The organism is Thiocystis violacea, from assembly GCF_016583575.1.
Lineage (GTDB): Bacteria > Pseudomonadota > Gammaproteobacteria > Chromatiales > Chromatiaceae > Thiocystis > Thiocystis violacea.
Map to the genome: position 1 here is coordinate 62674 of NZ_NRRG01000012.1, position 17266 is coordinate 79939.

21 protein-coding genes are annotated in these 17266 nt (G+C 63.5%); 9 read left to right on the top strand and 12 right to left on the bottom strand.

Features of this window, described 5'->3' with window-relative positions; all coding sequences use genetic code 11:
* Positions 1–51: 51 nt before the first annotated feature.
* From CKO27_RS08480 to CKO27_RS08515, 8 genes are all read left to right on the top strand, one after another.
* On the top strand, positions 52–630 hold the full coding sequence (locus CKO27_RS08480; protein ID WP_200374447.1) for a TerD family protein: 579 nt from the start codon (positions 52–54) through the stop codon (positions 628–630).
* Positions 631–753: 123 nt separating this feature from the next.
* A complete protein-coding gene (locus tag CKO27_RS08485; protein ID WP_200374448.1) occupies positions 754–1440 on the top strand; it encodes a DUF3782 domain-containing protein in 687 nt (228 codons plus the stop codon).
* A 35-nt stretch (positions 1441–1475) separates the two neighbouring features.
* Positions 1476–2669 (top strand): TerD family protein, encoded by a 1194-nt coding sequence (locus tag CKO27_RS08490; protein WP_200374449.1) that lies wholly within the window; start codon positions 1476–1478, stop codon positions 2667–2669.
* A gap of 77 nt (positions 2670–2746) precedes the next feature.
* Positions 2747–3049: a VWA domain-containing protein gene (locus CKO27_RS08495; protein ID WP_200374450.1), complete on the top strand. Its 303-nt coding sequence runs from the start codon at positions 2747–2749 to the stop codon at positions 3047–3049.
* 12 nt (positions 3050–3061) lie between these two features.
* A complete protein-coding gene (locus CKO27_RS08500; protein WP_200374451.1) occupies positions 3062–3517 on the top strand; it encodes a tellurite resistance TerB family protein in 456 nt (151 codons plus the stop codon).
* A gap of 2 nt (positions 3518–3519) precedes the next feature.
* Positions 3520–4278, top strand: a complete 759-nt coding sequence (locus tag CKO27_RS08505) for an HAD family hydrolase (RefSeq protein WP_200374452.1) — start codon at positions 3520–3522, stop codon at positions 4276–4278.
* A 142-nt stretch (positions 4279–4420) separates the two neighbouring features.
* Entirely contained in the window at positions 4421–5539 is a 1119-nt protein-coding gene (locus tag CKO27_RS08510; protein WP_200374453.1) for a cysteine protease StiP family protein, read from the top strand.
* Entirely contained in the window at positions 5532–6401 is an 870-nt protein-coding gene (locus CKO27_RS08515; protein WP_200374454.1) for an HpcH/HpaI aldolase/citrate lyase family protein, read from the top strand. The genes CKO27_RS08510 and CKO27_RS08515 overlap by 8 nt, the downstream gene beginning before the upstream one ends.
* Positions 6402–6579: 178 nt before the next feature.
* Here CKO27_RS08515 and CKO27_RS08520 read toward each other — a convergent pair whose 3' ends face one another.
* The 9 genes from CKO27_RS08520 to nifH all read right to left on the bottom strand — a co-directional run bounded on the left by CKO27_RS08520 (position 6580) and on the right by nifH (position 14364).
* Complete coding sequence (locus CKO27_RS08520) at positions 6580–7545, bottom strand: hypothetical protein (RefSeq protein WP_200374455.1); 966 nt, start codon at positions 7543–7545, stop codon at positions 6580–6582.
* Between the two features lie 59 nt (positions 7546–7604).
* Positions 7605–8369 (bottom strand): 4Fe4S-binding leucine-rich repeat protein, encoded by a 765-nt coding sequence (locus CKO27_RS08525; RefSeq protein ID WP_200374456.1) that lies wholly within the window; start codon positions 8367–8369, stop codon positions 7605–7607.
* A 20-nt stretch (positions 8370–8389) separates the two neighbouring features.
* Positions 8390–8659 carry a DUF6129 family protein gene (locus tag CKO27_RS08530; protein ID WP_200374457.1) on the bottom strand — a complete coding sequence of 90 codons (270 nt, stop codon included), beginning with the start codon at positions 8657–8659 and terminating at the stop codon, positions 8390–8392.
* Positions 8656–9363 (bottom strand): dinitrogenase iron-molybdenum cofactor biosynthesis protein, encoded by a 708-nt coding sequence (locus CKO27_RS08535; RefSeq protein WP_200374458.1) that lies wholly within the window; start codon positions 9361–9363, stop codon positions 8656–8658. Before CKO27_RS08535 ends, CKO27_RS08530 begins: the two co-directional genes overlap by 4 nt.
* 215 nt (positions 9364–9578) lie before the next feature.
* Positions 9579–9779, bottom strand: coding sequence for a 4Fe-4S binding protein (locus tag CKO27_RS08540; protein WP_200374459.1), 201 nt, complete (start codon positions 9777–9779; stop codon positions 9579–9581).
* Between the two features lie 55 nt (positions 9780–9834).
* Positions 9835–10053: a putative nitrogen fixation protein NifT gene (gene nifT, locus CKO27_RS08545; RefSeq protein WP_200374460.1), complete on the bottom strand. Its 219-nt coding sequence runs from the start codon at positions 10051–10053 to the stop codon at positions 9835–9837.
* Positions 10054–10154: 101 nt separating this feature from the next.
* The gene (gene nifK, locus CKO27_RS08550) at positions 10155–11726 is read right to left on the bottom strand and encodes a nitrogenase molybdenum-iron protein subunit beta (RefSeq protein ID WP_200374461.1); all 1572 of its coding nucleotides are present in this window, start codon (positions 11724–11726) and stop codon (positions 10155–10157) included.
* 132 nt (positions 11727–11858) lie between these two features.
* Entirely contained in the window at positions 11859–13343 is a 1485-nt protein-coding gene (nifD, locus tag CKO27_RS08555) for a nitrogenase molybdenum-iron protein alpha chain (RefSeq protein ID WP_200374462.1), read from the bottom strand.
* A 139-nt stretch (positions 13344–13482) separates the two neighbouring features.
* Positions 13483–14364 carry a nitrogenase iron protein gene (gene nifH / locus CKO27_RS08560; RefSeq protein WP_200374463.1) on the bottom strand — a complete coding sequence of 294 codons (882 nt, stop codon included), beginning with the start codon at positions 14362–14364 and terminating at the stop codon, positions 13483–13485.
* A gap of 180 nt (positions 14365–14544) precedes the next feature.
* Between nifH and CKO27_RS08565 the strand changes: the two genes are divergently transcribed.
* On the top strand, positions 14545–15402 hold the full coding sequence (locus CKO27_RS08565; RefSeq protein ID WP_200374464.1) for an NAD(+)--dinitrogen-reductase ADP-D-ribosyltransferase: 858 nt from the start codon (positions 14545–14547) through the stop codon (positions 15400–15402).
* An 83-nt stretch (positions 15403–15485) separates the two neighbouring features.
* On the opposite strand, the gene siaD is transcribed toward CKO27_RS08565, so the two are convergent.
* The 3 genes from siaD to siaB are packed head-to-tail and all read right to left on the bottom strand — an operon-like array spanning position 15486 to position 17253.
* A complete protein-coding gene (gene siaD / locus CKO27_RS08570; protein ID WP_207280683.1) occupies positions 15486–16289 on the bottom strand; it encodes a biofilm regulation diguanylate cyclase SiaD in 804 nt (267 codons plus the stop codon).
* Positions 16282–16677, bottom strand: a complete 396-nt coding sequence (siaC, locus tag CKO27_RS08575; protein WP_207280684.1) for a biofilm regulation phosphoprotein SiaC — start codon at positions 16675–16677, stop codon at positions 16282–16284. Before siaC ends, siaD begins: the two co-directional genes overlap by 8 nt.
* A 30-nt stretch (positions 16678–16707) precedes the next feature.
* Positions 16708–17253, bottom strand: coding sequence for a biofilm regulation protein kinase SiaB (siaB, locus tag CKO27_RS08580; RefSeq protein ID WP_200374465.1), 546 nt, complete (start codon positions 17251–17253; stop codon positions 16708–16710).
* Positions 17254–17266: the final 13 nt, after the last annotated feature.

Here is a 17266-nt window from a genome sequence, read left to right on the forward strand (position 1 = left end):
GCGATTCGATCGCCGACCCCTGGCGGATAACCACGGTTACCGGAGGCAAGCATGGCCATCAGCTTGAACAAAGGCGGCAACATCAACCTGAGCAAGGAAGCCCCCAACCTGGAGAACGCGCTCGTCGGGCTGGGCTGGGACGCGCGCGCGACCGATGGGCAGGCGTTCGACCTGGACGCCAGCCTCTTTCTGGTCAAGGACGACGGCAAGGTGCCGAGCGACGCCTATTTCATCTTCTACAATCAGAAAACCTCGCAGGAAGGCTCGGTCGAGCACACCGGCGACAACCTGACCGGCGAGGGCGAGGGCGACGATGAATCGGTCAGGGTGATCCTCTCCAAGGTTCCGCCCGAGATCCAGCGGTTGGTGATCGTGGTCACCATCCACGACGCCGAGGCGCGCAAACAGAATTTCGGACAGGTCAGCAATGCCTTCGTGCGCGTCGTCAACCGCGACAACAACCAGGAAGTGGTCCGCTTCGACCTCTCCGAGGACTATTCCACCGAGACCGCCATGATTTTCGGCGAGATCTACCGCCACAGCGGGGATTGGAAGTTCAAGGCCGTCGGCCAGGGCTACACGGGTGGACTGCACGCGCTGGCGCTCCAGCATGGCGTCAACGTGGGTTGAGGCGCCCGCGACCGCGTCCCTGCGGCGGATCGGCGTCGCGGGATCGCCTTCGAGACCATCCTTTTTGTCTGGCCTGGGGCGCGGTCTGGCCAGATCGACGATTGAATCCGGGAGGATGACGCCATGGCTGCAACGGCCGATGAGGTTTGGGATCTGTTGCGTGAACTGATTGCCGCGCAGAAGGAAACGGATCGGAAATTTCAGGAAACGGATCGGAAATTTCAGGAATCCGCGCGCCTGTGGCGCGAAGAGAGCGAGGAATCCGCGCGACGCTGGAGCGAAGAGCGCCAGAAAACCGAGCGTCTGTTTCGGGAGGAGCGGCAACTGACCGAACGCGAGCAGCGCAAGACCGACCGGCAACTGAAGGAGCTGGGCAAGCAGATCGGCGGTCTGGGCGAAAAATTCGGCAGCTTCACCGAGGGGCTGGCCCTGCCTTCCATGGAGAAACTGCTGCGCGAGCGTTTCGGCATGGAGGTGGTGAGTCCGAGCGTGCGCGTCAGCAAGGCCGGTCGGCATCTGGAGATCGACGTGCTGTCCTACGCCAACGGCGACCTCAAGGCCGTCTATCTGGTCGAGGTCAAGAGCCATCTGCGCGAGGAGGCGATCGCCCAGATGAAGACCCTGTTGGAGCAGTTTCGCGTCTTCTTTCCGGAGCACCGCGACAAGCGGCTGTTCGGGATCCTGGCGGCGGTGGATCTCTCGGCGGCCATGCGCGAGCGCGCCTTGCGCGAGGGTTTCTATGTCGCGCGGATCCACGATCAAGTCTTCGAGCTGGATGTCCCGGACGATTTCCAGCCCAGGGTCTTTTGACGCATGTCGAGCAGGACGGATTTGGGAGTCAACAGATGAATTTTTCACGCGGACAGCGGGCCAAGATCACGGACCTGGCGCCGAACGGCCAGCGCTTCTCGCTGGGCATCGCGATCAACGCGCCCGGACTGATCATCGATTTCGCCTGCTTCGGCCTGGATGCCGGTGGCAAGCTCTCCGATGAGCGTTACATGACCTTCTTCAACCAGCCGTCCACCCCCTGCGGTGGCGTGGCGCTCGCCACCCCGGCGGGCGACATGGCCGGTTTTTCATTCGACCTGGGCCGGCTGCCGGCCAGCATCGAGCGGTTGACCATCACCGCCGCCATCGACGGGGCCGGGACCATGTCCCGGATCGCCAGCGGTCATATCCGCTTCATGGATGGCGGCAACGAGGTTGGGCGTTTCGCCTTCACCGGGAGCGACTTCGCCCAGGAGCGCGCCCTCATGCTGCTGGAGATCTACCGCAAGGACGGAATCTGGCGGACCAGCGCGCTCGGACAGGGCTTCAACGGCGGCATGGCCGCCCTGGTCGCGCATTTCGGCGGCGCCGTGGCGGACGAAGCGCCCGCCCCGCCGCCGACCCAGCCGCCCAAGCCCCAGTCGCCGCCGGTCAATCTGAGCAAGATCACGCTCGAAAAACGCGGCAATTCGGTCTCCCTGGAGAAGCAGGCCAACGCCGCGCATGGCGAGATCCTGATCAACCTCAACTGGAAAACGGTCCAGTCGCCCAAGAAAGGCTTTCTCGGCGGTCTCATGGGGAGCAATCGAACCGATCTCGATGTCGGCTGTCTCTACGATCTCGCCAACGGTGAGAAGAGCGCGGTCCAGGCCTTGGGCGATACCTTCGGCGACTATCATCGTTCGCCCTACATCGGGCTGGACGCGGACGATCGCACTGGCGCCAGCGCGGGTGGCGAGAATCTGCGGATCAACGGCCAGCATTGGGACAAGATCCGGCGGGTGCTGGTCTATGCCTTCATCTACGAGGGCGCGCCCAACTGGGCCGAGGCCGAGGCGCTGATTACCATCAAGACCCCTGGACAGCCCGAGATCGAGGTCCGGCTCGACTCCCACCGCAACGATCGGCCCATGTGCGCCATCGCCCTGCTTGAAAACCAGGGTGGCGCGGTCAAGATCACCAAGCTGGTCGACTACCATCGGGGACACATGGATATGGACCAGGCTTATCACTGGGGGCTCGAATGGGTGCGTGGCAGCAAGGGTTGATCCCGGCGCGCGGCCCAGGGGTTTCTATCGATGACCTCGACCGCCTCGGTAACCGCCAGGCGACGCCTCGCGGCGGCGTGCCTCGCAATCGCGAGATCGAGGCGCGCATCCTCGGGTCCGCCAGCCGGCCGATCTTCTGGCCCTTCGTCGGCATCGGCGGCCGTAATCACGGCGTTCTGGAAAAACTGGACCACCTCTCGGGCCGAATCGTCGATAATTGCATCTTCTTCGCCTTGGACGATCGGCACGGGGTCTCCGAGGGCGAACTCTACGATCATCCGCTGAACGAATTCCCATCCTGGCTGAACGAGGCCAGGCGCAAGGGCCTCCTCGCCCGAGGACCGACCCGGCTGTTTCTTCATCCACTCGCAACCCACTGAACAGGTGACACCATGGCTTTTCAAGACTTTCTGAATAATCTCAAGACCAAGGCAGCCGAGCTGAAGAATGAGGCGATGAAGTTCAAGAACAAGGACTTCCTGAACGCCGCCGTGAGCGGCTCGGTGTTGGTCTCCATGGCCGACGGCAACGTCTCCTCCGAGGAGAAGCAGAAGATGATGCGCTTCATCGAGAACTACGAGGCGCTGTCCGTCTTCTCCAGCAAGGAGCTGATCGAGTCCTTCCAGAACGCCATGACCCAGATCGAGTTCGACAAGGATCTGGGCGAGGCCAAGGCCTATGACGCCATCCGTAAGATGAAGGGCAAGGACGACGCCGCGCGCCTCATCCTGCGTCTGATCATCGCCATCGCCGGCGCCGACGGCAATTTCGACGACAGCGAGAAGCGGGTCGCCCGCAAGATCGCGATGGAGCTGAGTCTGAATCCGGCCGACTTCGAACTGGTCTGAGCGTGCGGCAACTGGTCTTCCTCGATCTGGATGACACCCTCTTCCAGAGCCGCCGCAAGTGCCCAAGCGATTCGGACCTGCATCCCACCGCTTACCTGGGGGATGGCCGCGCCCATTCCTTCATGACGGCGAAACAACGGACCTTCTGGCGGCTCCTGGACGACCAGGCCACCCTGATTCCCACCACGGCGCGCGATCATGACTCACTGCGCCGGGTGGATCTGCCGTTTCGGAGCTGGCGGATCATCGACTATGGCGGAATCATTCTGGATCCCGACGGGAAGATCGATGGGGTCTGGATGGAGCGCATGACGGAGGCGTCACGGGAATCCATCGGCGGGCTGACCGAGTTGCTGGACCTGGCGGAGACCTTCATCGTTCACCAGGGACTCGCGGCCCATGTTCGGATCATCGAGGACTTCGGTCTGCCTTTTTACCTGGTCGCCAAATACCGCGACGGCCGGGAAGCGGATCTCGACCGCTTGCAGCGGGAACTCATGCGGCCCTGGGTGGAGGCGCGCCCGGACACCCATCGCCTGCACCGTAACGGCAACAATCTGGCGGCGATTCCCCGTCGAATCGGCAAGGAGCAGGCGGTTCGCTATCTGATCGAACGGCTCGGCCGCGATTGGGGCGATCTTCTGACCATCGGGATCGGAGACAGCCTGATCGACGGCGCCTTCATGGCCGAGTGCGACTACTCCATCACCCCGCGCGGCTCCCAATTGTTCGAGGAAACCCTGCGACGGGTGCGCCTCTGAGGCGTCGAGCGGTGCTTCCCCGGCGCCCTTCCGGCCTTTCGCGATCCCGCGAAGACGATCGACCCGTCGCGGCAATGGACGTTGGAGATCGCCCGCGCGGTCGCCATCTTCCAGTTCAGGAACGGACGAGGCGCCAGCATTCATGAGCATCATCCGCGACCCCCCCGCCGGCGATCACTTTTCAGGCAGTTACCGACCCCAGGACGTTCATTTCCTGCTCAAGCCGATCGAGCTCGAACCGATCGACCTGACCGAGAAGGAGCGTCTGATTCAGAGCGGACAACGCCATTACAGCGAGATGCTGAGCCGCGAAACCCTGCCATCGCCCCGCTATCTGGAGGTCTTTCACCAAGCCTTCGTCATGGGCCGGCGGCGCATGGCGCAAGGACTTCTCGACCTGGCGGCCATCATCGCGGCACGTCGCGCCGGCGAGATCACGCTCGTCTCCCTCGCGCGTGCCGGCACACCGGTCGGCGTGGTGCTCAAGCATGTGCTGGACGAGGTCTTCGGCCGTGACGCGGTTCACTATTCCATCTCGATCATCCGCGACCGGGGTATCGACAGGAACGCCCTGTGTTTTATCCTCGACCAGGCGGCGCGCAATCCCACGGGACTGGCGTTCGTGGATGGTTGGACCGGCAAGGGCGTGATCGCCCGCGAGTTGTCGCGTGGGATCCGCGCATTCAACCAGAACCAGGGCGTGCGTCTGGATCCCGGACTCTTCGCCCTGACCGATCTGGCGGGGGTTGGTCGTGCCCCCTCGGACGAGGACTATCTGATTCCATCCAGCATCCTCAATGCCACCCTGTCGGGCCTCGTCAGCCGCTCGATCCTGAACGAGCGGATCGGCCCGGACGATTTCCATGGCTGCGTCCATTTCAGTGAATTCGCCCCGGCCGATCTCTCGGTCTGGTTCGTCGAGGAACTGCTCGGTGAGATCCGCGCGCGCCTCGACGCCGGCTACGCGCCCAATCCGAACCCGGTGGACCCGTCCGAGGGGCGGGCGCGCTCCGCGCGTCTGCTTGCCGCCATCCGCGCGAACTTCGCAATCCTGGATGAGAACCTCATCAAGCCAGGCATTGGCGAGGCCACCCGCGTCCTATTGCGCCGGCTGCCGGAGCGGGTCATCATCCGCGACCCAGAGGCCCCGGAGGTCGCTCATCTCTTGCAGTTGGCGCGCGAGAAAGGGGTCCGGTGGCAAGTCGATCCCTCCTTGCCCTACCATGCCGTTTCGCTCATCAAGGGTATTTCAGATGCTTAGCGCCTACCGTCTTGGCGGCTCACTCTACGTGCCCGTCACCCATCGGGACGTCTCGCGCATCGCCAACGGGGCCAAATGGCCCGAGTTGCGTTCGGTCATTTTCTGTACCGAGGACTCGGTCGCGCCGAGCGCGCTCGAATTCGGGCTCGACAATCTGCGGCGCTGCCTCGAAGGCATGGAGCCCCGTCATTCGCTTCTGCGGTTCGTGCGTGTGCGCAATCCCGATATCCTGGCCTGGTTGCTGGAATTGCCCGGCATCGAGAAGCTGGATGGTTTCGTCTTCCCGAAATTCGACCGCCAGAACGCCGACCAGTACATGGAACGGCTCGAGGGCTCCCGGCATCTCTGCATGCCGACGCTCGAAACCCACGACGTATTCGAACCCGCGCGCATGATCGCGCTGCGTGATCATCTCATCGAGCGCGGCTATCAGAACCGGATCCTCGCGCTGCGCATCGGCGGCAACGACCTGCTCGCCCTGCTCGGCATCCGCCGACCGCGCGACCGGACCATTTACCGCACGCCGCTGGGTCAAACCATCGCCAACCTGGTGACGGTCTTCAAACCGCATGGATTTCAGCTCACCGCGCCGGTCTTCGAGCACATCGACTGTCCGGAAATTCTGCGCGAGGAACTCAACGACGACATCGCCCACGGACTCTGCGGCAAGACCGCGATCCACCCCAGTCAGCTACCCGCGATCGAGGCGGGTTTTCGCATCTCGCCGAACGACCTTGAAGCGGCCCGCCGCATCCTGGTCGAGGATCGGGCCGTTTTCAAGTTCGAGGGCTCCATGTGCGAACCGGCCACGCACAGCAGTTGGGCGCGACACATCCTGGAGCGCACAGCGCTCGACTCCTGAGCGGGACGCGGAAGGTTGGATCGCGGCCATCTCGCGGTTCGGTCGAGCGGTGCGCTGGGGTTCGCTTCCGCTCGCCCCAACCAGGCATCCGTCATGGTCGCGCCCGCGGATCAGGGGTGCCAGGTTTCCCGGAAATCACCTTAATGGCCGTGTGTTCCAGCCTGGGCTGAAGCCAGCGTCAGAGCCCGTAGGGATCCTGATACCAATCCCGCAGGATCTTGAGGTCGCGGGCGGGCAGATAGGCGTAGGCGCCCATCAGGTCCGCGTGTACCGCCTCGGCCAGTTTGTGCGAGACCTGGCGGTTGGTCAGCATGTGGAAATACCAGGCGAAGGGGTAGCCGAGTTCTCGGTCGAAGCCGTGGATCTGGTTCGCCAGACCGGCGCCCCGCGCGACCTCGGCATCCGGTAGGGCGGGGGGGCGACGCTCCTGGAGCGCGGCCACGGGCTTGGCGCTCAGATGTCCGTCGCCGTCGCGATCCTGATACTCGCGGATGGCCAGCACCCAGTGGTGGCAGAAGCCCTCGGATTCGACGGCGGAGCTGCGGTCCCAGTCGTCGAGGAAGCGCGCCAGCCGGGGGCTGGCATCGCGCGAGGCGATCAGGTCCGGGACGCGCAGCAGACGTCGGAACAGCCAGCGTGGCTGACCGACCGGCTCGGGCTCCAGACGGGGGAAGTCGAGCGGATCGACAAAATCGGCGATGCTGTCCGGAAACCAGTCGGGATCCGAAATGGTCCGGTCCAGCACCTCCTGCAGCTGCTCGATCTCGATCTGGATGAAATCGCGCGCCAGTGGGCCGGTCCGGGCCACCAGATAGTGCGTCTGGCCGTTGAGACGGGTGGCGAAATAGCGCGCGTCCGAGAGCTTGAACATGAGTTCGTCGATATCGCCGCCGGATTCCGCCTCGGCCCACTCCGTGATGTTGTGGGCTATGCGCCGGCCGTCGAGATCCACCACCCCGCCCAGCCGATGCCAGCCCGATCGGGTCATGGCGTGCGCCACCTCCAGGTCGGGCATGAGGGATTGGATGGCCCCCACCAGGGCCTCGATCCCGTCGGCGGCTTCCATCGTCTGGCAGGTGCGCGCCATGCGCGTTTCCAGATCGGCCGTGGGTCCAGGGGCCAGAGTGCTCGCTGTCTTCACCATGTGCTTCGACTCGACAAGTTCGTTGTACGGGGGCTCGCGGCTCGGGGCTCGCGCGCGGGTCAAGGTGTCCCCTTGGCCGGATTTCGGGCGGTCCGCTCCTCGGCGATCGCCCGCACGTCCGGGTCGGGATCATCGAGCAGTGGAGCGAGCGCCTCCGGCGGCAGGCGCTCAGCCAGACGCGCACGCACCCGCCAGTCCGGGTCGCTGATCAAGAGCCCGACCTCGCCGAGGCCGATGCGCTCGGCGACCTTGAGGCGAACCTCGGGCTCGGGGTCGTCGCGCATCAGGCCGAGACTCTCGACCGGCAGACGCTCGGCGACCGTGACCCGCACCTGACGGTCCGGGTCACGAATCATGCGGAACAGCCGGCCGGGGGCGAGCCGTCGCGCGACATACTGACGGACCAGATAATCGGGATCGGTCGCGAGTCGCTCGACCCGATCCGGCGGCAGCCGGTCGGCGATGGTGACGCGCACCTCGCGGTCGGGATCGCCGATCAGGGCGTCCAGGGCCTCGATCGGCAGGCGGTAGGCGAGTACGCGCCGCACCACCTCGTCTGGATCCTGGATCAGCGGCAGGAGCTTTTTCTGGGAGAGATAACGGGCCGCGATGGCGCGTCGCTCCCAAAAGGCATCCCCCGCGTAATCGTCGGCGAGCGACGGATTGACACGGAAGAAGCGTTCAATCTGCCGACCGCTCATGGCGCGCACGCAGACATCGCCCGGCGTGCAGCGTCCCTCGGTCAGCAGATCGCGCCGATGGGGACAGAGGTTGCAATCGCCGAGCGAGGCGCGGGCTGGCTTGATGTCCTCGGACGAAGTCATGGCCGCGTCATTGGGGGCGGTCAGGCCGCGTCCTCGACCTGGGCGAGCAGCAGACCGGTCGCCGCCTCGGGGTCGGTCGTGAGCTTGAGACAATGGTCGCGGCCATCCACCAGATAGATGTTGAAGCCGTCGGTGGCCTGGAAGGGCTCGGCCGCGCCGACGTCATCGTCCAGACAGTGGGTAAAATGCAGATCCGCGAAGTGCTCGCGCAGGGCGGCGAGGGTCTGCTCGTTGAGACCGGCGCGCCGCACGATTTCCGCGACCTGCTGGATGCGGACGGCCTCGATCATGCCTCGGTCTCGTCGCGTTCGAAGCGGATCCGTTCCTCGGGCGCATGCCCCATCGCCTTGGCCAGCCAGGGCGGGGCCTTGCCGGCGAGGATCGTCTGGAGCGCGGTCATGCGCTCGCGCGCGCCGCCGCCGTTGGCGTCCTTGATGGGATGGATGTCCTTCTTGACCACCTTGGCTGCGGCCGGTCCGCCGATGGAGGCGACATAGAGCACCTGGCAATCGGCGATGAGTCCGGCTCGGTAGGCGTTCTTGTCGTCTCCCGCCTGCGATTCGTCCACCTCGCGAACGTCGATCAGGCGATGCTCGGCGGCCGAGACCTGATAGACGAGAAAGCGGCGCGCGGCGCCGAAATGTCCATCGAGATCCTCGCCATGATCGGAGGCGCAGGCGACCCGGATGGAGTCCGGCATGTCGCCATCGGCGTAAGGCTCGATCGCCGGAGGCACGTCCGGCGCGTCCAGTCCCTCGCCCTTGAGGATGGCGAGCGCCGCTTTCAGCTCGGACGGGTCGAGATGGGCGAATTCGCCATCGGCGGCCTGCTTCAGATCCTTGACCTTGAGACCGGCGAGGCTCTCGGCGGTGGGCGGAAGCCCCACGGCGTCCGCCAGCACCCGGATCAGACGCGCGGGCTCGGTATCCGGTAGGGTGCGCGCGGCCAGGCCGATGCGCAGGGCGATGTCTTCGGAGAGAGAGCCGTTGGCCATGTTGGATTTCCCCAGGCGTGTTGGTGAATGCGCGACCCTGCGCCGGATACGCTTGATCGCCGTCATGGCGGATCGGCATGGTCGTCAGCCGCTCTTTCCCGCGAGTCTCGGCTTGGACCGCTATCCTCGAAAGGAGAAACCGGAAATCACGATACTCAGCTGACAACTGACAACTGACAACTGACAAGTCGGGCGTTCCCTCGCCCCCGGTCGCCTCAGACCGGTACGATGCAGTCGTCTTCCATGCAGGCTTCCAGGCATTGCGGGCTGCCGGGCTCGCCGTCACCCTCGCATTCGCTACAGGTGTTGGCGTCGATCTTGTAGACGCCCTTGAAGGGTGTGATGGACTGGGTCGGGCAGACCGGCTCGCAGTCGCCACAGGCCGTGCAAAGGTCTCGAACGATTTTCAGTGCCATTGGGATTCTCCAGTGTTCGCTTGCGTCTCGCGGCGGCGTGGCCGCGAGCCATCATTCATTCATCCCCGCGCTTGAAGCGCAGGGTGGTCGGAAACGCGGGCGGTGGGCTGATGGGATCAATGTACCAGCGCGATCCGTCGGTCAGCTCCACTTCCCCGCCCCAGGTCTCGGCGGTATCCATTTCCACGGAGGCGATGGTCTCCTCCATGTCCTTCTTGGCGACGTAGAAGAGCAGGGCTCCGGCGTCGTTTTTGCGAATCATCACGTTGGGCATAGGGATCTCGCTTCCGGATTGGGCTGGCCGAGGGCCTATCAATACAAAGAGACGGGTTATTCGGCGAAGTGGACGCGGCGCCGGGGCGCCGCGATCCAAGCCTAGCGAACCAGGTCGTAGTTGTAGTCGGTCACGCCCATCTCGCGGGTCTCTTCGTCCAGACGCTCCAGCACCGCGTTCACCAGGGTGGTGAGGATGTACATGGCACCCTCGTAGCCCAGGGTGGTCATGCGATGCAGGTGATGACGGTCGAAGATCGGGAAGCCGATGCGGATCAACGGCACCTCGAACTCCTTACCCTTGTGCAGGGTGTCGCGCTGGATGAACTTGCCGTAGCTGTTGCCGATCAGGAAGTCCGGCTTGTCGGTGAAGCACAGCGAGCGCAGATGCCAGAGGTCGCAGCCGATGTGGACCTGACCGCTGGCGCCGAAGGGCGAGGAGGCCAGCACCTTTTCCACTTCCTTCTTCCAGCGCTTGTTGGCGTGGTTGCAGAGGATGTGGGTCGGCTCGGCGCCCAGCTCCAGCAGGAACTTGACCATGCCCAGGAGGTAGTCGGCGTCACCGTAGAGCGCGAACTTCTTGCCGTGCAGCCAGGTGTGGCTGTCGGTCATCATATCGACCAGACGGCCGCGCTCCTTCGCCAGCGACTCCGGGATTTCCTTGCCGGAAAGCTCGGCGACCTTCATCAGGAACTCGTCGGTCCACTCCAGACCCATCGGGATGTTGATGGTCGGGGTCTTGTGGTTCCAGGTGATCTCGGCGAATTTCTTGGTCTTGGGCAACTGCCAGTGCTGGAGACAGAGGGTGTCGATGGCATTGGGGGCGTCGCGCATCTCGTCGAGCGTGGTGCCACCCGCGTACATGCGGAACTCGCCGTCGGCCGGGGTATCCAGCACCTCGGTCGGATCGCACAGCAGGCTGTAGCCGACGCCCATCTCCTTCATCATGCGATGCAGGACGCGGTAGTTACCCAGATAGGTCTCGAAGCCCGGCACGATGTTGATCTTGCCGTTGGAGCCGACCTTCTTGCCGTCCATATAGTTCAGCGTCAGATGACGCTGAATGCCCTCGAACATGTTGTCCCAGCCGGTGGTGTGGCTGCCGACGAAGCTCGGGGTGTGGGCGAAGGGGACCGGGAAATTCTCCGGGATATAGCCTTCCTTCCTGGAGTTGCCGATGAAGGCGTTGAGGTCGTCACCGATGACCTCGGCCATGCAGGTGGTGCTGACCGCGATCATGTCCGGCTTGTAGAGCGCGCGGGCGTTCTCCAGACCGTCGAACATGTTCTTCTGGCCGCCGAAGACCGCCGCGTCCTCGGTCATGGAGTCGGACACGCAGGCGATCGGCTCCTTGAAGTGACGGTTGAAGTAGGAACGGAAGTAGGCGACGCAGCCCTGCGAACCATGCACATAGGGTAGGGTCTTCTCGAAGCCCAGTGCGCAGAGCACGGCGCCGAGCGGCTGGCAAGCCTTGGCCGGGTTGATGGTCAGGGCCTCGCGCTTGAAGTTCAGCTCCTGGTATTCCTGGGTCGTGGTCCACTTGAAGACCTCTTCGATCTTGTCGATCGAGGGGGTTTCTTCCACCAGCGCCCGCTTGGCGCCGAGGTTTTCCTTGTAGTCCTCGTCACGGAACAGCGGGTAGCAGGGTTTGATCTTGTCGACGGTCTGGCTCATGCGTGTGCTCCTGCCGCGCCGCGAATTGGCGGACGCAGACATGAAAAGGGAAGTCTGGGCTTCCAGCCGCCAGCCTCCGGCCGTCAGCACGAGGTGCTGGCGGCTGTCGGCTAGAAGCTGGCGGCGGACAAATCAGGCGCTGGCGGCGATCTTCTCGGCCTCGCCCTCGGCGGGCTTCTGCCAGGGCGCCTGCATGCTCTTCCAGCAGGGATTGTTGATAGTCATGTCCATGTCGCGGGCGAAGATGGCGAAGCCGTCGTAGCCGTGATAAGGACCGGAGTAATCCCAGGAGTGCATCTGGCGGAAGGGCACGCCCATCTTCTGGAAGATGTACTTTTCCTTGATGCCGGAGCCGATCAGGTCGGGCTTGACCTTCTTGACGAATTCCTCGAATTCATAGCCGGTGACGTCATCGTAGAGCAGGGTCGCGTTGCCCATTTCCTTGATGGTGCGGTCGTAGTCGTCGTTGTGCGCGAACTCGTAACCGGTGCCGACCACTTCCATGCCGAGGTCTTCATAGGCGCCGATGACGTGACGCGGACGCAGACCGCCGACATACAGCATGACCCGCTTGCCTTCCAGACGCGGACGGTACTTGGCGACGATCGCCTGATACTCGGCCTCGTACTTGGCGATGACCTTCTCGGCGTTGGCCTGGATGGTCTCGTCGAAGAAGGCGGCGATCTTGCGCAACGACTCGGCGATCTTGGTCGGGCCGAAGAAGTTGTACTCCATCCATGGCACCCCGTACTTCTCTTCCATGAAGCGGCTGATGTAGTTCATGGAGCGATAGCAGTGGATGAGGTTGAGCTTGACCTTGGGGGTCAGCTCCATCTCGGACAGGGTGCCGTCGCCGGACCACTGTGCCACCACGCGCAGACCCATCTCTTCCAGCAGGATGCGCGAGGCCCAGGCGTCGCCGCCGATGTTGTAGTCGCCGATCACCGCCACGTCATAGGGGGTGGTCGCGAAGGACTCGTCACCATCGCGGTTGCCGATGACCCAGTCACGGATGGCATCGTTGGCGATGTGGTGACCCAGCGACTGGGACACACCACGGAAACCCTCGCAGCGCACCGGCACGATCGGCTTCTCCAGCTCCTTGGCCTTTTTCTTGGAGACCGCCTCAATGTCGTCGCCGATCAGACCGATCGGACACTCGGACTGGACGCTGATGCCCTTGACCAGCGGGAAGAGCTGCTCGATCTCGTCGATCAGCTTGGCCAGCTTCTTGTCGCCGCCGAACACGATGTCCTTCTCCTGGAAGTCCGAGGTGAAGTTCATGGTGCCGAAGGTGTTCACGCCGGTGTGACCGACGTAGTAGTTGCGGCGGCCGGCGCGCGAATACTGACCGCAGCCGACCGGGCCGTGGGAGATGTGAACCATATCCTTGATCGGACCCCAAACCACGCCCTTGGAGCCGGCGTAGGCGCAGCCGCGCACGGTCATGACGCCGGGCAGTGACTTGCGGTTGGAGGTGATGCACTTCTTGGACTGCTCGATCGACTGATCGTTGACGGCCAAATGCTTGGCGCGATCCTTCTTGGCCTTATCCGGGTAGACCTCAAGGACCTCCTGGATGAGGGCCTGGGTCTCTTCGCGAGTCAATGCTGTCATGTCTTGTCTCCTACCGTGCCGCCAATCCGCGGACATCCGGCATGAACGTCAGTATTCAGTTGTCAGTGATCAGTCGTCAGTGGTCAGCGATGTCTTGGCTGTCCACTGCTAACTGTTCACTGCCCACTTCTTTGCGCGCTTAGGCGACCGCTTCTTCCGCCGCCGTCTTGCCGATAACGCTCTCGTCTTCTTCGTCCATGAGGCCGAATTCCATCAGCAGGTCTTCGAGCGCTTCCATGGTGATCGGCGTCGGGATGACGAAGTTCTTGTTGTCGACGATCTTCTTGGCCAGGGTGCGGTACTCATCGGCCTGCTTGGCCTTGGGGTCATACTCGATGACCGTCATGCGGCGGATCTCGGCGCGCTGCACCACGTTGTCGCGCGGCACGAAGTGGATCATCTGGGTGCCCAACTGACGGGCCAGCTCCATGATCAGCTCGTCCTCGCGGGCGGTGTTGCGGCTGTTGCAGATCAGACCGGCGAGACGCACGCTGCCGGAGCTGGCGTACTTCACGATGCCCTTGGAGATGTTGTTGGCCGCGTACATGGCCATCATCTCGCCGGAGCAGACGATGTAGATCTCCTGCGCCTTGTTCTCGCGGATCGGCATGGCGAACCCGCCGCACACCACGTCGCCGAGCACGTCATAGAAAACGAAGTCCAGATCGGCCTCGTAGGCGCCTTCTTCTTCCAGGAAGTTGATGGCGGTGATAACGCCGCGACCGGCGCAGCCGACACCCGGCTCCGGGCCGCCGGACTCGACGCACTTGATGTTGCCGTAACCGACCTTCAACACGTCTTCGAGTTCGAGGTCTTCCACGGAACCCGCTTCGGCAGCCATCTCCATGATGGTATTCTGTGCCTTGGCATGCAGGATCAAGCGAGTCGAGTCGGCCTTCGGATCACAGCCAACGATCATGACCTTCTTGCCCAGCTCGGCCAAACCGGCCACGAGGTTCTGGGTGGTGGTGGACTTGCCGATACCGCCTTTGCCGTAGATGGCGCATTGACGCATTGCCATGGGTAGGTCTCCTGTGGGCTCGCTGTTGCAAGCGTTGAACGAATCTTCACTTGTCAGCCATTGAGCAACCCCCGTGCCAAATTAGAATATTGGTCTTAATGCATTGTACGGAAAGGGATTGCGTCAAGCTTGCAAGGGCGTTTGATGTGGTCGCATCCCCGACAAAGCCGCAGGGGCTGTATGGAGAACGACAGACAAAACTCACAGGATCGCCCACGGGCGTCCCCAAGCCTGCCCGCGAGCGCCCGCCAGTCGATCAACCGTTGTAACCTTCCGGCCGTGATCCTCGGCAGCCTCACCTTCCAGCAGCATCCGGTCGTCCTCGAGATCGACGGCATCCGGGACTTTCATGCCAGTCTGTTCCGAACCCTCGAAACACTCGCGGAGCCAGTCGAGCGGGCGCAACGCTTCATGGACTACATGACGGTGCGCTTTCTGCTGGAAGAGCTTGAGGAGGCTGGACTGACGCCCGGTCGCAAGCGCAAGTCGCGGATCAACGCCAACTATCTACGCATGGTGCGGGGCTGGTCGTTCGACTCGGACGGACGCGAGGGCGCGGTGCTGAAACGCTGGGCGGAGAGTCGCTTCGGCCTGCTGGCCCGACATCACGCCGGTTCCCTGCTCGATCGCGATAGCGACAGCTACCATTGGTATCTCGCCCAGGGTACGCGGGGGCTCTACGCCACCAACGCGCTGGAGGCGCAGCTCGACCTGCTCTACACCTATTGTCAGTACGAGCTGGCGCGCGAGCATCCGACGCAGAGCCACATCAGGCTCTATCGCGGCATCAATCGCATGGACGAGCATGAGGTTCTGGAGACCCTCGAAGGCGCGCGCTACCGGGTCCTGCTCAACAACCTCAACAGTTTCACCAGCAACCGCGAGCGCGCGGACGAGTTCGGGGATTACATCCTGGAAACCAGCGTCCCCTGGCCCAAGGTCTTTTTCTACAACCGGCTGCTGCCCGGAATGCTCAAGGGCGAGGACGAGTACGTGGTGATCGGCGGGGTTTACGAGGTCGGCATCAGTACGATCTGAGGCGCGCTGGCGGAAGGGTTCGGGGCGGAGGGAGGCGTCCTGGATGCGATGGAAGGTGGTGCCTTGCGTCTCCAGTCGCGGACTCAGCAGGCGACCTCGACGCGGTCGCGGCCGTTGCGCTTGGCCTCGAACAGGGCGTCGTCGGCGCGCTTGAGGGTGTCGTCCGTGTCTTCGCCGTGACGCAGCAGGGTGACGCCGAAGCTGGCGGAGAGCCGCACGGGTGCCTGTTCGCCCACATGGATGGCGCCGATCCGTTCGCGGATACGCTCCAGGACGGCGACGGCCTCCGGCTGGTCGGTCTCCGGGAGCATGAGCAGGAATTCCTCGCCGCCCCAGCGGCCGTGGATGTCGTAGCGACGCACACCCTGGCGGACGGCATCGGCGATTTCGCGCAGGGCCTGGTCTCCCACTTCGTGGCCGAAGCGGTCGTTGATCTGCTTGAAATAATCCACGTCCATCATGGCGACGGCCAGTTGGCTGCCCTTGCGCGTCGCCCGCTGGCTCTCGTCCTTGAGTCGTTCCATGAGATGGCGGCGGTTGGCGAGCCCGGTCAGGGCGTCCTGATTGGCCGCCTGCCGCAGGCTTTCGGCGACTTCCAGGAGGTTGCGCTGGTACTGGTCCGAGATCCGGGCCAGCTTTTCCATGCGCTTGATCTGCTTGTCGCAGCGTTCGGCCAGGCTGAGGGTCTGGTTGCGCTCCAGGAGCTGATAGCCGTCGGAGATTTTAAGCAGGCGTTCCATGCGCTGGTTCTGGGTGTGGATGTGCTCCAGCACCTCGGTCAGGACGGGCCGCAGTGGATTGTCGGCGTGACCGGTATCCTCAAGCAGGGATTCGATCCTTTCCAGGAGCGCTTGGCCGTCGTTGATCGATCCAGTGCGTTTAGTCATTCGCGATGGGGAGTATGTTGAACGGGAAACCGTAATCCTCGCGAAACTCCTCGGCCATCTCCATGACCCGTTCGTTGCGCGGATCGTAGTACCAATTGACCTCCACGGCCCTGGACCCGGCATGGGCCTCTTCCAGCAGGTCGAAGACATCCATCATGGCCTTGACGCTGCTGGTGTTCATGTAGATCAGCTTCAACTCCAGGCGCAGTGGCCCATCGCTCTGCGCCAGATAACCCTGGATCCAGGCGAAGATCCGACCGAAGAACTCGAAGGAATTCTCCGGGTAGGAATTGCCCTCCAGGCTCAGCCGGCCCGCTTCCCAATCGGTGGCGATGGCGGGGGTGGACTGGGTAGCGGGGATGGCGAGATCTGGGATGGTTGAGGGCATGATTCGCGAATCTTGTTGTGAGGGTTCGGTTCAGATGACGGCGCTCAGGCTGAAGAAGACCCGCTCCTCCCCGTCGGTCGGGGAGATCCGCGCGCGCAGGGGTTCCACCGACTTGCGGGCGACGTCCACCAGACCCAGCCCGGCCCCGCTGAGCGCGTCCGCGTCGCGGGGTTGGCGCAGTTGCGCCTTGTAGGCGGCCTTGAGTTCGGCCTTGTCCATGGCGGCCAGTTCCACCACCCGTTGTCGCAGGCGTTCGCCGTCGTCGCGTTCCACCAGATTGCCGGCCATGATGACATAACGCCCCTGGGTGTCGCGGGCCACCACCACGGTGGCGGAGCCGTCGCGTTCGTTATAGCCCATGCGGGCGACGTAGTGTCGAATGTTCTGGGTCAATTCGATATAGATCCCGAAGACGTCCATGGCCGCTCCAGGCAGGGCGTCGTCCGCTTGCAGATAGTTTCTCAGGGCGTTGCCGATCTCCTCGATCAGGCTACGGGAGATGGGGCCGTTGAAGCAGAGGAGGATCCGATCCTCGTTGAACTGGCGACGCAGGCCAAACAGGTCGATCTCGGACATGGCAAGGCTTACC

Bases quoted from the DNA above. Each gene is read 5' to 3' on its own strand.
- CKO27_RS08480 (WP_200374447.1), top strand. From the start codon at position 52: ATGGCCATCAGCTTGAACAAAGGCGGCAACATCAACCTGAGCAAGGAA.
- CKO27_RS08485 (WP_200374448.1), top strand. From the start codon at position 754: ATGGCTGCAACGGCCGATGAGGTTTGGGATCTGTTGCGTGAACTGATT.
- CKO27_RS08490 (WP_200374449.1), top strand. From the start codon at position 1,476: ATGAATTTTTCACGCGGACAGCGGGCCAAGATCACGGACCTGGCGCCG.
- CKO27_RS08500 (WP_200374451.1), top strand. From the start codon at position 3,062: ATGGCTTTTCAAGACTTTCTGAATAATCTCAAGACCAAGGCAGCCGAG.
- CKO27_RS08510 (WP_200374453.1), top strand. From the start codon at position 4,421: ATGAGCATCATCCGCGACCCCCCCGCCGGCGATCACTTTTCAGGCAGT.
- CKO27_RS08515 (WP_200374454.1), top strand. From the start codon at position 5,532: ATGCTTAGCGCCTACCGTCTTGGCGGCTCACTCTACGTGCCCGTCACC.
- CKO27_RS08520 (WP_200374455.1), bottom strand. From the start codon at position 7,545: ATGGTGAAGACAGCGAGCACTCTGGCCCCTGGACCCACGGCCGATCTG.
- CKO27_RS08525 (WP_200374456.1), bottom strand. From the start codon at position 8,369: ATGACTTCGTCCGAGGACATCAAGCCAGCCCGCGCCTCGCTCGGCGAT.
- CKO27_RS08530 (WP_200374457.1), bottom strand. From the start codon at position 8,659: ATGATCGAGGCCGTCCGCATCCAGCAGGTCGCGGAAATCGTGCGGCGC.
- CKO27_RS08535 (WP_200374458.1), bottom strand. From the start codon at position 9,363: ATGGCCAACGGCTCTCTCTCCGAAGACATCGCCCTGCGCATCGGCCTG.
- CKO27_RS08540 (WP_200374459.1), bottom strand. From the start codon at position 9,779: ATGGCACTGAAAATCGTTCGAGACCTTTGCACGGCCTGTGGCGACTGC.
- nifT (WP_200374460.1), bottom strand. From the start codon at position 10,053: ATGCCCAACGTGATGATTCGCAAAAACGACGCCGGAGCCCTGCTCTTC.
- nifK (WP_200374461.1), bottom strand. From the start codon at position 11,726: ATGAGCCAGACCGTCGACAAGATCAAACCCTGCTACCCGCTGTTCCGT.
- nifD (WP_200374462.1), bottom strand. From the start codon at position 13,343: ATGACAGCATTGACTCGCGAAGAGACCCAGGCCCTCATCCAGGAGGTC.
- nifH (WP_200374463.1), bottom strand. From the start codon at position 14,364: ATGGCAATGCGTCAATGCGCCATCTACGGCAAAGGCGGTATCGGCAAG.
- CKO27_RS08565 (WP_200374464.1), top strand. From the start codon at position 14,545: ATGGAGAACGACAGACAAAACTCACAGGATCGCCCACGGGCGTCCCCA.
- siaD (WP_207280683.1), bottom strand. From the start codon at position 16,289: ATGACTAAACGCACTGGATCGATCAACGACGGCCAAGCGCTCCTGGAA.
- siaC (WP_207280684.1), bottom strand. From the start codon at position 16,677: ATGCCCTCAACCATCCCAGATCTCGCCATCCCCGCTACCCAGTCCACC.
- siaB (WP_200374465.1), bottom strand. From the start codon at position 17,253: ATGTCCGAGATCGACCTGTTTGGCCTGCGTCGCCAGTTCAACGAGGAT.